General features: G+C 69.5%; 12 protein-coding genes. 2 read left to right on the forward strand and 10 right to left on the reverse strand.

What is annotated here, in order from left to right; genetic code table 11:
* Positions 1-12 precede the first annotated feature (12 nt).
* A complete protein-coding gene (locus ABNF93_RS00250) occupies positions 13-819 on the forward strand; it encodes a nucleoside/nucleotide kinase family protein (protein ID WP_349325409.1) in 807 nt (268 codons plus the stop codon).
* On the opposite strand, the gene ABNF93_RS00255 is transcribed toward ABNF93_RS00250, so the two are convergent.
* The 9 genes from ABNF93_RS00255 to ABNF93_RS00295 form a co-directional block, all read right to left on the reverse strand.
* Positions 783-2021, reverse strand: coding sequence for a uroporphyrinogen-III synthase (locus tag ABNF93_RS00255; protein ID WP_349325410.1), 1239 nt, complete (start codon positions 2019-2021; stop codon positions 783-785). The genes ABNF93_RS00250 and ABNF93_RS00255 overlap by 37 nt on opposite strands.
* Positions 2018-2389: a nitrite reductase small subunit NirD gene (gene nirD / locus ABNF93_RS00260; RefSeq protein WP_349325411.1), complete on the reverse strand. Its 372-nt coding sequence runs from the start codon at positions 2387-2389 to the stop codon at positions 2018-2020. The genes ABNF93_RS00255 and nirD overlap by 4 nt, the downstream gene beginning before the upstream one ends.
* A gap of 3 nt (positions 2390-2392) precedes the next feature.
* Positions 2393-5047 (reverse strand): nitrite reductase large subunit NirB, encoded by a 2655-nt coding sequence (gene nirB / locus ABNF93_RS00265; protein ID WP_349325412.1) that lies wholly within the window; start codon positions 5045-5047, stop codon positions 2393-2395.
* Positions 5044-6582 carry an FAD-dependent oxidoreductase gene (locus ABNF93_RS00270; protein WP_349325413.1) on the reverse strand — a complete coding sequence of 513 codons (1539 nt, stop codon included), beginning with the start codon at positions 6580-6582 and terminating at the stop codon, positions 5044-5046. The genes nirB and ABNF93_RS00270 overlap by 4 nt, the downstream gene beginning before the upstream one ends.
* Positions 6579-8735, reverse strand: a complete 2157-nt coding sequence (locus ABNF93_RS00275) for a molybdopterin oxidoreductase family protein (protein ID WP_349325414.1) — start codon at positions 8733-8735, stop codon at positions 6579-6581. The genes ABNF93_RS00270 and ABNF93_RS00275 overlap by 4 nt, the downstream gene beginning before the upstream one ends.
* Positions 8736-9032: 297 nt before the next feature.
* Positions 9033-10412, reverse strand: a complete 1380-nt coding sequence (locus ABNF93_RS00280; protein ID WP_349325415.1) for an MFS transporter — start codon at positions 10410-10412, stop codon at positions 9033-9035.
* Positions 10413-10611: 199 nt separating this feature from the next.
* The gene (locus ABNF93_RS00285) at positions 10612-11187 is read right to left on the reverse strand and encodes a dihydrofolate reductase family protein (RefSeq protein WP_349325416.1); all 576 of its coding nucleotides are present in this window, start codon (positions 11185-11187) and stop codon (positions 10612-10614) included.
* A 72-nt stretch (positions 11188-11259) separates the two neighbouring features.
* Positions 11260-11745, reverse strand: coding sequence for an SRPBCC family protein (locus ABNF93_RS00290; protein ID WP_349325417.1), 486 nt, complete (start codon positions 11743-11745; stop codon positions 11260-11262).
* On the reverse strand, positions 11742-12101 hold the full coding sequence (locus ABNF93_RS00295) for an ArsR/SmtB family transcription factor (protein WP_349325418.1): 360 nt from the start codon (positions 12099-12101) through the stop codon (positions 11742-11744). Before ABNF93_RS00295 ends, ABNF93_RS00290 begins: the two co-directional genes overlap by 4 nt.
* A 153-nt stretch (positions 12102-12254) precedes the next feature.
* Here ABNF93_RS00295 and ABNF93_RS00300 point away from each other — a divergent pair, with 153 nt between their 5' ends.
* Positions 12255-12581, forward strand: coding sequence for an SSI family serine proteinase inhibitor (locus ABNF93_RS00300; protein ID WP_349325419.1), 327 nt, complete (start codon positions 12255-12257; stop codon positions 12579-12581).
* Positions 12582-12591: 10 nt separating this feature from the next.
* On the opposite strand, the gene ABNF93_RS00305 is transcribed toward ABNF93_RS00300, so the two are convergent.
* Positions 12592-13962: a cystathionine beta-synthase gene (locus tag ABNF93_RS00305; protein ID WP_349325420.1), complete on the reverse strand. Its 1371-nt coding sequence runs from the start codon at positions 13960-13962 to the stop codon at positions 12592-12594.
* Position 13963 lies beyond the last annotated feature (1 nt).

Here is a 13963-nt window from a genome sequence, read left to right on the forward strand (position 1 = left end):
GGATAGGGACCCGTGGACCTCACACCCTCACCACCGTTCGAACCCGACGACGGGAACGAGATCGCGACCGACGCGACCGATGGGAACGACGCGACCGACGTGAACGACCTGAGCGCCGCACCGCTGCGCTTCGAGCAGCTCGTCGACCGGGCGGAGGCGCTCGCGTGCGACGCCGCCGGGCGCCGCACCCGCACCCTCCTCGGCATCGTCGGCGCGCCCGGTGCGGGGAAGTCCACGCTCGCGACCGGCCTCGTCACGGCGCTGGTCGAACGAGGTGGCGAGCACGCCGCGCACTACGTCCCGATGGACGGATTCCATCTCGCCAACGCCGAGCTCGACCGCCTGGATCGCCGCGACCGCAAGGGTGCGCCCGACACGTTCGACGCGGCCGGTTACGTCGCCCTGCTCCGACGGCTACGGGACGAGCGCGAGGAACTCGTCTACGCGCCTCGGTTCCACCGGGAGATCGAGGAACCCATCGCGGGGGCGATCGGGGTCCACCACGACGTCGGACTGGTCGTGACCGAGGGCAACTACCTGCTCATGACCGCCGAGCCCTGGTCGTCCGTGCGTACCCTCCTCGACGAGGTGTGGTTTCTCGACCCGCCGGCCGACGTACGTCATGAACGACTGATCGCCCGGCACCAGGCGTACGGCAAGTCACCGGACGACGCCCGCGCCTGGGCACTCGGCAGCGACGAACGCAACGCCGAGCTGATCGCGGCCACGCGCACCCGCGCAGACCTCGTGCTGGCAGGCACGGTCGACGTCGACCGCTCCGCTCAGGAGACCTCCGCGGTTTCGACCGCGAGTCGGTAACCCCGCTTGGTCACCGTACGAATGATCCGCGAGTCCCCCAGTCCTGCCCGCAGCCGCGCGATCGCCATCTCGACGGCGTGCCCGTCCGCGCTTCGCGGCAGAGCACGTAACAGCTCGGCCCGCGACACGACCCATCCGGGGCGCTCGGCGAGGACCCGCAGCAACGTCATCGGCGCCGGGGCGAGCGTCCTCATCGCGCCGTCGACCACCACCGCATGGCCGCGGATCTCCAGAGTGTGCCCCGCGACATCGACGGTACGCGTCCGGTGGGTGGGCAGCCGGTCGGTCAGTGCCCGGACGAGGCCGCCCAGCCGGGCGCGCGCAGGCTGCACGATCGGGATGTCATGGCGGAGGAGCGGTCCGGCGGCAACAGGCCCTACGCAGGCCGCGAGCACGTCTCCGCGGAACGCGTCGAGGACGGCGTTCCGGTCCGCGCCGGCCACCTCGAGCAGCGCGGCCGTCGCCGGAGCGCTCGTGAAGGTCACGGCGTCGACGTAGCCCAGCTTGATCAGCTCGACCAGTCGTACCAGCGGGGACACGTCCTCCGGTAGGACCCAGCGGTAGATGGGCACCTCGATCACCGTCGCGCCGGCGGCCCGCAGCGCCGCCACGAAGTCCGGCAGGGGTTCACCGTGAAGCTGCACCGCGATCCGCAGCCCGCGTACGCCACCCGCCAGCAGGTGTTCCAGCACCTCGCTCAGGCATTCCGATGCGGGTGACCACTCTTCGGCGAGGCCGGCGGCGCGGATCGCCCCCTGTGCCTTGGGCCCACGGGCGAGCAACCTGCAGTCGGTCAGCGTGGCGTACAGCCGGTCGGCGAGACCCGCGCTCTCGGCCGCCTCCATCCAGCCGCGGAAGCCGATCCCTGTGGTCGCGACAGCGACGTCCAGCCCACCGACCACGCAGGCGCGGGTCGCCTTCTGCAGCGCCTGGTCGTCCGACAGCGGGACGATCCGGATCGCGGGTGCCTCCACCACACGTGCACCTCGGCGCTCCAGGAGCGCGACCAGCTCCTCCCGTCGTCGGGCGGCGGTGACCCCGACGGTGAACCCCGTGAGCGGGGGCAGCTCGTTCAGCCCATCCCTGCCACCCTTGGACCCACCATGGGGTACGGCATCCGACGCGCCGCCGGGGGCGCCCTGCGAACCGCCCTGCGGCCCGATCGAGCCCGCCACCGGTGCCACCGGGTCGGTCGTGGTCACGACGGACCCTCGACGGCGATACTGATGATGCCGCCCTCGCACGAGACCGGATACGCCGGGATGGCGACGCCGGGCTCGGCCAGGCACTGGCCGGTCCGCAGATCGAACGCCTGCTTGAACATCGGCGACGCCACGGTCGGCGTCGTGCCCGCGCTGCCGACGATGCCGCGCGACATGACGCACGCACCAGAGAACGGATCAGCGTTGCCGACGGCGTACACCTCCCCCTCGTACGTACGGAAGATCGCGACCTGGACCTCACCCACGAGTGCCGCGACACCGCGTTCGGGGATCAGGTCGTCGTACCTGCACACGGGAACCCACTGCCGGACAAGGCTCTGCGTCCCGTTTCCGAGTACTGCGGTCATCTGTCAACCTCCTGTTGCGGACGTCTCGACGCGGCCGGCCGGGCCACGCCCTCCGTTGGTCGGGGCGTGCTCTGCGTTGGTCGCACCGATGTTCAGCGTGGGTCCGGCGATGAGGGTGGGCGAGTCGGACGGGATCGGCTGCCCGCGTTCGCTCACGAACTGGATCGACGGGTCCGGGGTGTCGGGCGCATTGACGAACGAAACGAACCGGCGGAGCTTGTCCGGGTCCTCGATGGTCGCGCGCCATTCGTCGACGTAGTTCTCGACATGGCGTTCCATCGCCTCCTCCAGCTCCGCGCAGATGCCGAGGGAGTCGTCGATGATGACCTCGCGCAGGTGGTCGAGGCCGCCGTCCATGTTCTCGATCCAGGTCGCCGTGCGTTGCAGGCGGTCGGCCGTACGGACGTAGAACATCAGGAACCGGTCGATGTAGCGCAGCAGTGTCTCGGTGTCGACGTCGGTGGCGAACAGGTCCGCGTGCCGCGGTTTGAAGCCGCCGTTGCCGCCCACGAAGAGATTCCAGCCGTTCTCGGTGGCGATGACGCCGACGTCCTTGCTCCGGGCCTCGGCACACTCGCGTGCGCACCCGGACACTGCTGCCTTGACCTTGTGCGGCGAACGCAGACCCCGGTAGCGCAGCTCCAGTGCGACGGCGAGTCCCACCGAATCCTGCACACCGTAACGGCACCAGGTCGTTCCTACGCAGGATTTCACGGTACGCAGGGCCTTGCCGTAGGCGTGCCCTGACTCGAAGCCGGCGTCGACGAGCCGCTTCCAGATCTTCGGCAGCTGCTCGACCCGCGCGCCGAACAGGTCGATCCGTTGCCCACCGGTGATCTTCGTGTAGAGGCCGAAGTCGCGGGCGACCTCGCCGATGACGATGAGCTTGTCCGGTGTGACCTCGCCGCCGGGAATTCTCGGCACCACCGAGTACGTCCCGTTGCGTTGCAGGTTGGCGAGGAAGTGGTCGTTGGTGTCCTGCAGCGCGGCCTGCTCGCCGTCGAGAATGTGTCCGTTTCCCAAGCTGGCAAGGATGGATGCGATCGCCGGCTTGCAGATATCGCAACCGCGCCCCCGGCCGTGCGTCGCCACGGTCTCCGAGAACGTCCGCAGGCCACGCACCTTGATGATGTCGAACAGCTCCTGGCGCGAGTAGTCGAAGTGCTCGCACATCGCCTTGGACTGTTCGACTCCGGCCTCTGCGAGCAGGGACTTCAGCAGGACAACGCAGGAGCCGCACCCGGTACCCGCCTTCGTACACTCCTTCAAGGCGGGCACGTCCGCACAACCGTCGCCGACCGCGGTGAGGATCTCGTCCTTGGTCACGGCATGGCACGAGCAGACCTGCGCGGTACCAGGCAGGGTTCCGTTGACCTCACCCGAGCCCAGGAAGTCGGCGAGCTTGCCCGGCAAGGGACTGTTGACACTTGCCCGAAGCGTCGCGTAGGCAGAGGCGTCACCGACCAGCATTCCGCCCAGCAGGGTCTGCGCGTCGTCTGTCAAGGCGAGCTTGGCGTAGATGCCATGGGCGGGGTCGGAGTAGACGACATCCAGCTCCCCGGTCGTGTTGCCGAAGCTCGCGACGTCGATGCCGAGCAGCTTGAGCTTGGTCGAGGTGTCGATGCGTTCGACCTTCGCTTCGCAGCTCCCGTCGGTGTCGAGGAGACGTTGCGCCACGACGTCCGCCATGGCGTTGCCGGGTGCGATGAGGCCGTAGACCCGCCCGCCGACACAGGCGACCTCGCCGATCGCGTAGATCGAGTCGTCGGAGGTTCGGCAGGTCTCGTCGACCACCACGCCACCGCGCTCGCCCATCGCGAGACCACACTCACGGGCGAGGTTGTCGCGTGGGCGTATGCCGGCCGCGAAGATCACCATGTCGACGTCGATCGCGGGCGAGGCGTCCACGTCGTCGTCGCTCCCGCTCTGTTCGCCCGAGAACACCATGCGGGCGACTGAGCCGTCGGCACCGGCTTCGATGCGCTCGGTCTTCGTCGCGGTGTGTACGTCGAGACCGAGCGCCTCGACGTGCCGGCGCAGGATCGCACCACCCGCCTCGTCGAGCTGCGTCGGCATCAGCCAGGGCGCGAACTCCACCACGTGTGTACGCAGTCCCAACAGGCGTAGGGCGTTCGCGGCCTCCAGACCGAGCAGCCCGCCACCGACGACCGCCCCGACCCGGCGCCCGGCGGCGTAGGACTCCAAGGCGATCAGATCGTCGATCGTGCGATAGACGAAGCAACCCGGCAGGTCGTGCCCCGGCACCGGAGGGACGAACGGGTACGAGCCGGTGGCGAGCACCAGGGCGTCGTAGGAATACTCCCCCACCGCCGTCGCCACCACGCGGCGCTCGCGGTCGATCCCGACCGCCGGCTCGCCGAGCCGCAGCGTGACGGCCGGATCGTCGTCGTAGAACCCCTCAGGGACAAGGGAAAGCTCCTGCGGCGTGGTCCCCTCGAAGTAGGCGGACAGCCCCACCCGGTCATACGCCGGACGGCTCTCCTCGGCGAGCACCGTGACCTGCCAGGTGCCCTCCTCGTCGCGTGCGCGGAGGGCCTCGACGAACCGCTGACCCACCATGCCGTTGCCGATGACGACCAGCTTCCGCCGTGCCGGACCCATGCTGTCCTGATGCATGTCCTCACTCCGCCCGGTCATGCGACGACCCCTTCCGGTTGCGGTGCCGACGCGGCGGAGTCCGAGCCACCCTGCTGGGCATCGGCCGCGAGAGCGGTGACGTAGCTCGCGATGGTGTCCCGGCAACTCCCGCATCCGGTACTCGCGCGGGTCGCCCCAACGACCTCGGTCGGCGTGCGGGCGCCGCCCATCCAGGCCCGGACGATCGCCCCGGCGGTCACCCCGTTGCAGCGGCACAGTGTGGTGGCCGCGGAGACCATGCCCGGCTCGGCCGCCTGCCCACCGCCGCGCGTGAACAGCAACGACCGCGGGTCGCTCGGCACCGGTGTCTCCCGGTCGAACGCCTGCGTAAGCGTCCCGACAGTGGGACTGTCGCCGAGCAGGATCGCCGCGACGACGCGCTGGTCGCGGATGACGACCTTCTGGTACGTACGCCTGGTCGGGTCGGCGAAGGTCACCACCTCCGCGCCGTCCGCGTCGACGTGCGGATCACCCATCGAGGCGAGGTCCACCCCGGACGCCTTCAGCCTGGTGACCAGGCGCGAGCCGGTGTAGTGCGCACCGCCGCCGCCGATGACCTCCGCTGCCACCCTGGCCTGTTCCCACGCCGGCTGGACCAGGCCGTAGACCTTGCCGCGATGTTCCGCGCACTCGCCGATCGCGTAGATCGACGGGTCCGACGTGCGCATCCGGTCGTCGACCACGATGCCGTGGTTGACCAGCAGGCCTGCCTTCGCGGCGAGGTCGGGGTTCGGTCGTACGCCACAGGCGATCACCAGCAGGTCGGCTTCGATCTCCGTACCGTCCTCCAGGCGCACGCCGCGCAGCCGGCCGCCACCACCGGGTTCGGTAGCGATGACCTCCTCGGTCACCGCGTCGAGGCGTACGGACACCCCGAGTTCGGCGAGGGTCGAGATGAGGATTCGGCTCGCGTCCGGGTCGATCTGGCGGTCCATCAGGTGGCCGCGGGCGTGGACCACCTCGATCTCCAGACCGCGCTGCGCGAGCCCACGGGCGGCCTCCAGCCCGAGCAGGCCGCCGCCGAGGACGACCACCTTGCGCGCCTGCTCCGCCTCGGCGAGGATCCGCCGGCAGTCGGCGAGCGTGCGGAACGTCTCGGCCCCGTCGATCAGGGTCTCGGGGTCCTTCCAGAGCCCGTCGATCGGGGGAACGATGGCGCGGCTGCCGGTCGCCAGGACGAGGGTGTCGTACCGCGTCGTCGTGCCGTCGGAGGAATGCACGGTCTTCGCCTCCGGGTCGATCGCGTCGACGTCGACGCCGGTCCGGAGGTCGAGCGCCCCGGGCGGCTCGGCCAGGGCGAGGTCCTCCTCGCCCACCTTTCCGGCAAGGAGGTTGGAGAGCAGGATCCGGTTGTACGCCCGACCCGGCTCGGTACCGAACACCACGACCGGACGGCGCGGCTCGCGGGACCGCAGCTCCGCTGCGAACCTCGCACCGGCCATGCCGTTGCCGACCACCACAACGCTCACGCGGTTTCTTGCTTCGCTGCGAACCCGCGTGCTGTGCTCACCGGTTCGCTCGCTCCGCTCGCTCACCCGTGCACCTCCGCTGTCGTGAGCTTCTCGAAGGCGCCGGCGTCGGCGGCAGCGCCTGCTTCTCGTTGCGTACGGCCGGCCACGCGTTCCAGGCGTACGGCACAGACCTTGAACTCCGGCATCCGCGACGTGGGGTCGAGCGCCGGGTTGGTGAGGGTGTTCGCCCGGCCGGCACCACCCCAGTGGAACGGCATGAACACCGTGTCGGCACGGATCGTCTCGGTCACCCGCGCGGGTGCGGTCGCCGTACCACGGCGGCTCGTCACCCGGACGTCGTCGCCGTCGGCGATGCCGTACCGCTCGGCGAGATCGGGGTGCAACTCGACGAACGCGCCAGGCGCGGCCGTATGCAGGGCGTCGATCCGCCGGGTCTGCGCGCCGCTCTGGTACTGCGCGAGCACCCGGCCGGTGGTGAGGTAGACGGGATAGTCGGCGTCGATGTCCTCGACGGCCGCTCGGTGTTCGACGGGGACGAAGCGCGCCCGGCCGTCCGGCGTCGCGAACCTGTCGAGGAACAGCCGCGGCGTCCCGGGATGCCCCGGGCCGGGACACGGCCAGAAGACACCGTCCGAGGCGTCCAGCTGGGCGTAGGTGATGCCGGAGTAGTCCGCCACTCCCCCGGCACTCGCCCGCCCGAGCTCGGCGAACGTCCGCTCCGGGTCCGGGTTGATCGCCCCACCACATCCCAGCCGGTCCGCGAGGCCGGCAAGAATCTCCAGGTCGGTGCGGACCTCGCCCGGCGGCGGGCGGAGCCGTCGGCGGCGGATCACCCGCCCTTCGAGGTTGGTCATGGTGCCGTCCTCTTCGGCCCACTGCGCGGTGGGCAGCACCACGTCGGCAAGCGCCGCCGTCTCGGACAGCACCAGGTCGGCGACGACGAGCAGGTCAAGCTCCCGGAACCGCTGCTCGACCCGCGCGGCCGCGGGTGCGGACACGACCGGATTGGTGCCGAAGACCAGCAACGCCCGCGGGCCGTCCTGGTCGCCGCCGAGGGAGTCCATCAACTCGAACGCACTCGGCCCCTTGCCCGGGATCGTGGTCGGATCCACGCCCCACACCGCCGCGACATGGGCGCGGGCGGCCGGGTCGTCGATCATCCGGTAGCCCGGCAGTTGGTCGGCCTTCTGCCCGTGCTCGCGACCGCCCTGGCCATTGCCCTGCCCGGTGAGACAGCCGTAGCCGCTGCCAGGCATACCCGGAAGGCCGAGGGCCAACGCGAGGTTGACGAACGCGCTCACCGTGTCGACACCCTTCGCGTGCTGCTCGGCGCCGCGGGCGGTGAGGATCAGCGCCCGGTCGACCTCGGCGAGGAGGCGGACGGCCTCGCGCTGCTGGCTCACCGGTACGCCGGTCACGCGTTCGACCCGCTCGGGCCAGTAGCTCATGACGATCGGTCGTACGGCGTCGAACCCGCTCGTCCGGTTGGCGACGTACGCCCGGTCGACGTACCCCTCCATGATCGCGATGTGCAGCATGCCCAGGGCGAGCGCCAGGTCCGTGCCGGGTGTGATCTGCAGGTGCAGATCGGCCTGGCGAGCGGTTTCGGTGACCCGCGGATCGACGACGATCAGGTGGCCGCCGTTCTCCTTCTGGGCGCTGAGGTACTGCAGGAACGGCGGCATCGTCTCGGCGACGTTGGCGCCGGCCAGCATGACCGTGCCCGCCTCGGCAATGTCGCTCACCGGGAACGGCAGCCCGCGGTCGAGGCCGAACGCCTTGTTCCCGGCGGCGGCGGCCGACGACATGCAGAACCGGCCGTTGTAGTCGATGTTCTTCGTTCGTAGGACGACGCGGGCGAACTTCCCGAGCGCGTACGCCTTCTCGTTGGTCAGCCCACCGCCACCGAGGACGGCCACCGTGTCCGTGTCGTGGTCGCCCTGGAGCCGGCGGAGGTTGGTCGCGATGAACGACAACGCCTCGTCCCACGAAGCCGGTTCGAGAGGATCGCCGCGCCGCCAGCGGATGAGTGGGGTGGTGAGCCGGTGGGTGGAGGTGAGGAGTTCGGCCGAGGTCCAGCCCTTCTGACACAGCCCGCCGCGGTTACTGCCGGCGGGGCGCGGCGTCACCTGCACCGTGCCTGAAGCCGCGCCGTTCGCCAGGTACATGCCACACTGCAGTGCGCAGTATGGGCAGTGCGTCGCGGCTCGGGACATATCGTCGAGCGTGCGCTGGGGCGGTTTCGAGCCTGCTTCCCTTCTGTTTCCGGACTGCTAACGACCCCTCACTTCACGCCTGACCTGCTGGGGAACCACCTGGGTGTCGGAATGATCACGCATGCGTGATCATTCCCCGCGAAACACGGTGAATTCGCCCTGCATCGAGGCGTGCATCGTCACCGAGCGCGGCACCGATCGCGGCACCGATCGGCCAGGCCAGAGACGACAGCGCCGCCTGACCGGGCCCGAGGCCGGTCAGGCGGCGCGAGAATCACGCGTCCTTGCGTACTCCCGTCAGACCGAGGCTTTCGCGAGGCTCGGCGCCACCGACACCAGCAGCTGCCGGCGTAGGTAGAACCACCAGGTCACCGCGAAGCAGACCGCGTAGAAGATCGCATACGCAATGACTGCCGTGGCCACGGATCCGGTCGACGCGAGCGACATGCCGTACGCCCGCGGGATCAGGAAGCCGCCGAACGCACCGACCGCGGAGATGATCCCGATCGCCGCGCCTGCCTCGGTCAGACTGATCTTGAGTGCGTTCGGGATGCCCGCCGCCCGGTCGCGCTCACCGTAGTTCCGGAAGATCGCGGGAATCATCCGGTACGTCGAGCCGTTGCCCACCCCGCTTGCGCCGAACAGCACGGCGAACGCAGCCATGAACAGCCCGATCGAATGTGAGTTCACGGCCGTCAACAGCACCAGCATGCCGCCCACCATGGCGACGAAGACCCAGAGCGTGACTCGGGCGCCACCGATCCGGTCAGCGAGCCAGCCGCCAACCGGCCGGATCAGAGAGCCGAGCATCGCGCCGAGGAAGGCGTACTTCAGCGCGGTCGACTCCGGGAACACGGTCTTGGCGAGCAGCGGGTAGGCCGCCGTGTAGCCGACGAACGAGCCGAACGTCCCGATATAGAGGAACGCCATCACCCAGGTGTGCGGGCGTTTGCACGCACCCAGCTGGCCCTGGACCGGCGCCTTGGACACTGTGAGGTTGTCCATGAACAACCAGGCGCCGATCGCCGCAGCTGCGATGAGCGGCATCCACATCAGACCGGCGTTCGCAAGGGACAGCCCACCACCGATCGCGACCACCATCGGCACACCGAACTGGACGGTGCTGGTCCCGAGGTTGCCACCGGCGGCGTTGAGACCGAGACCGAGCCCCTTGCTGCGCTCGGGGTAGAAGAACGAGATGTTGGTCATCGACGAGGCGAAGTTGCCGCCGCCGAAGCCAGCGGTGGCCGCGACGATGAGGAACATCCAGAACGGCGTCGCCGGGTTGCTCACCGCGATCACGAGGAGCGTGGTCGGGATGGCGAGGAGCAGCGCGCTCACGACCGTCCAGTTGCGACCGCCGAACTTCGGCACCGCGAACGTGTACGGCAGTCGCAGCGTCGAGCCGATCAGGTTCGGCAGCGCCACCAGCCAGAACAACTGGTCGACGGTGAAGTTGAACCCCGCGGCCGGCAGGCTGACGACCACGACGCTCCACAGCAGCCAGACGGAGAAGCCGAGGTGTTCGGCGAAGATCGAGAAGATGAGGTTCCGGGTCGCCACCCTGCGGCCGGTCGTCATCCAGAAGGTTTCGTCCTCGGGCTCCCAGTGGTCGATCCAGCGACCCTTGGGTTTGGCCGCCTTCGGCGGCACAGTTTTGGTGTCGAGGCTCGTCACGTGGTCCTCCCGGCATATGGGCATCCTGGTCCCCAGTGCCGGTGACGCTATGAATCCCCTGTTTCGTCGAAGTGACGCCCGAGCCCGAATGGGGGTAAAAGAGCCCGCACATGACCCGCACGACGGCCGTGAGAAGTCGCGACCGGCGCCACCAGGCGCCCTTCTGGAGGGAGCCCTGGCGGCACCGAGCGACTTTGCTTCACTCCGCTCCGGGTGCCTGGGTGGGCGCGTAGATCAGCCGTACGACGCCGGTCGGGAAGGCCTCGCTCTTCAGCAGCCGCAGGTGGTAGGCCGGCTCGCCGTCGTCGAACAACTTCAACCCGCGCCGCGCCGCGACCGGGTGCACCAGCAGCCGCAGCTCGTCGATCAGCCCGGCCGCCAAGAGCTGGCGAACCACCGAGACCGAGCCCGGGATGAGCACACCCTTGACCGACGGGTCGGCCTTGAGAGCCCCCGCCGCCGCCACGAGGTCGCCGTCGATCAGCTCGACATTCCGCCACCCGAGCTCGAGCCGCTGCCGCGACGCGACCACCTTGCGCAGGTCGCCGATGATCTTCGCGAACACCGCGTCCTCGCCGCCCGCCGCCTCACGGTCGGGCCAGGCCCCCGCGAAGCTGTCATAGGTGACCCGGCCCAGCAGCAACGTGTCGGCAGTGCGGTAGTCCTCGTCCACGGCCGCACCCATCGCCTCGTCGAAGTACGGGAAATGCCAGCTCTCATCGGGCTCGACCACACCGTCGAGCGAAATGAACAGGGTGGAGATGATCTTGGCCATCGTGTGCTTCCTTCGGTTGTGTGAACAGGTTCGATATGCCGGCCCGCCGGTTGGCGTGGCCGGCCCGCCGGGTCAGCTGGTGAGGAGGGCGTCCATCTGACCGACCGCCTGGGCAAAGGCCTCTGGCGCGCCCGCGCGCACGACGTACTCCATCTGCTCCCGGGAGTCGAAGACCGAGCGCACCCGCATCCGGGTGCCGCCGTCGTGCTCGGTGAGCTCCATCCGCACGGTGGTGGTCGGTATGTCGGCGACCGGTGTCCCGTCGTGGTCGGCGAACCCATCGATGAACTCCAAGGACCTCGGCGGGTCGACCGAGCTGACGCGCCACCAGCCGCGGGACCTCTCGCCCTCGGGGCCTGTCATGACGTAGGTGACCTCACCGCCGGGGCTCAGATCGTGCTCCTCCACCGTCGCCGGCCAGCTCGGCGGGCCCCACCAAAGCTCCAGCTTCCGCGGGTCGGCCCACAGCCGCCACACTCGTTCGATCGGGGCGTCGAAGTCGGCGACCAGGGTCAGGGTGAGGCTGTCGAAGTCCTTCTCGACGCGGGTGACACTCACCTGTCTTCTCCCGTGGTCGGCATGCTCTCTTCCGGTGCGGTGTCCCGCGCGAGCAACCGGGACATCCGATCGACCCGCCCACGCCAGGCGGTCTCGAGCTGGTCGAGGGCGTGCCGCGCCCGGCGTACGGCATCGGGGTTGGTCCGTACGCGCTGCTCCCGTCCGCTGCGCTGCTTGGTGACCAGACCGGCCCGCTCCAGCACCGCGACGTGTTTCTGTACCGCGGCGAAGCTCATCGGGTAGGCCTCTGCCAGGCGCGACACCGACGGCTGGCCACGGACGCAGCGGTGGAGGATGTCCCGGCGGGTGGTGTCGGCCAGCGCGTGGAAGAGGTGGTCCACGGACTCGTCAGACAACTCATCTACAACCATTTGGTTGTAGATTAGCCCGACGCCCACACCCTGTAAAGCGCGTCGACATCGCGTTGTCCTGTGGGCCGCAGGAACCCGGTCACCCCGACCCGACCCGCCGACTCGTTTCGCCCAGTCGCCGGGCGGTTGGATAGGTCCATGAGCACCGCGAGCACCGCACGCACCCGGCTCCGGATCACCGTGTGGGCCAACCCGGACGCGCCCCCACGGACCTGGGAACTCACCGAGGACCCACCCGGCGGTACGCATCCGCGGCCCGACGCCGCGATCAGCGCGATCGAGGCGGCGAAACACCCCTTCGCCCCCGTACCCGCCGACGCCATGTGCACCCAGATCTACGGCGGACCCGCTCGCGCCACGGTCGAGGGCACCTGGCGCGGACAGCGAGTTTCCGCGTCGTACGACAAGCGCAACGGCTGCGAGATCGCCCGCTGGAAGGCACTCAGAGCCGTCCTGGACGCGTGAGGCTCAACCGTCACGCCCCGCCGGCGAGGTAGCTCAGCAGGTCCTGGCGGGTGAGAACGCCGACCGGCTTGCCGTCATCGAGTACCAGCAGCGCGTCGGCGTTCTCGAGCAGGCTGACCGCGGTCGACACCGGCTCTCCCGCACCCAACGACGGCAGCGGCGGCGACATGTGTTGCTCGACCGCGTCTGCCAGGCGTGCCTGGCCGGAGAACAGGGCCTCGAGCAGGTGCCGCTCGTGCACCGAACCGGCCACCTCGGCCGCCATCACCGGCGGCTCGGCGCGGACGACCGGCATCTGCGATACGGCGTACTCGCGGAGGATGTCGATCGCCTCGGCGATCGTCTCGTTCGGGTGGGTGTGGACAAGGGGCGGCATCGCGCCGGTCTTGCGGCGGAGCACCTCGCCGACCGTCTCGGTGCTCTCGGTGTCGAGGAAACCGTAGTGCGCGAGCCAGTCGTCGTCGAAGACCTTCGACAGGTAGCCGCGCCCACCGTCAGGCAGCAGCACGACGACCACGCCGTCCGGGCCCGCCTCCCGCGCGACCTGCACGGCGGCCGCCACCGCCATGCCGGACGACCCGCCGACGAGCAGTGCCTCCTCGCGGGCGAGCCGGCGCGTCATGGCGAACGAGTCGTCGTCGGATACGGCGATCACCCGGTCGCAGATGCCGGTGTCGTACGTCCTCGGCCAGAAGTCCTCGCCCACACCCTCCACGAGGTAGGGGCGTCCGGTTCCGCCGGAATAGACCGACCCCTCGGGGTCAGCGCCGACGATCTGGACCCGGCCGTCGCTGACCTCCTTGAGGTACCGGCCGACGCCGGAGATCGTCCCGCCGGTCCCGATGCCCGCGACGAAGTGGGTGATCCGGCCGTCGGTCTGCTCCCAGAGCTCCGGCCCGGTCTGTTCGTAGTGCGAGAGGGGATTGTTCGCGTTGGAGTACTGGTCAGGCTTCCACGCGCCGTTGATCTCCTTCACCAGGCGGTCGGAGACGGAGTAGTAGGAGTCCGGATGATCAGGGGGTACGGCGGTGGGGCAGACCACGACCTCGGCGCCGTAGGCCGACAGGACGTTGCGCTTGTCCTCACTCACCTTGTCAGGGCAGACGAAAACGCAGTGGTAGCCCTTCTGCTGGGCGACGATCGCGAGGCCGACGCCGGTGTTGCCGCTGGTCGGCTCGACGATCGTGCCGCCGGACCGCAGCGCACCCTCGCGTTCGGCCGCCTCGACCATGCGAAGCGCGATCCGGTCCTTCACGCTGCCACCGGGATTGAAGTACTCGACCTTCGCGAGCAGCAGGCCCGCGACATCCTCCGCACATCGGGTCAACCGGAGCAACGGGGTATTGCCGACGAGGGACAGCAGCGAGTCGTGGTATTGCACG

The organism is Actinopolymorpha sp. B9G3 (assembly GCF_040120725.1).
In the GTDB taxonomy this organism is placed as follows: Bacteria; Actinomycetota; Actinomycetes; order Propionibacteriales; family Actinopolymorphaceae; genus Thermasporomyces.

What these genes read in the sequence shown, in the direction of transcription:
- nirD (WP_349325411.1), bottom strand. Translation starts at nt 2,389, where the DNA reads ATGACCGCAGTACTCGGAAACGGGACGCAGAGCCTTGTCCGGCAGTGG.
- nirB (WP_349325412.1), bottom strand. Translation starts at nt 5,047, where the DNA reads ATGACCGGGCGGAGTGAGGACATGCATCAGGACAGCATGGGTCCGGCA.
- ABNF93_RS00285 (WP_349325416.1), bottom strand. Translation starts at nt 11,187, where the DNA reads ATGGCCAAGATCATCTCCACCCTGTTCATTTCGCTCGACGGTGTGGTC.
- ABNF93_RS00275 (WP_349325414.1), bottom strand. Translation starts at nt 8,735, where the DNA reads ATGTCCCGAGCCGCGACGCACTGCCCATACTGCGCACTGCAGTGTGGC.
- ABNF93_RS00300 (WP_349325419.1), top strand. Translation starts at nt 12,255, where the DNA reads ATGAGCACCGCGAGCACCGCACGCACCCGGCTCCGGATCACCGTGTGG.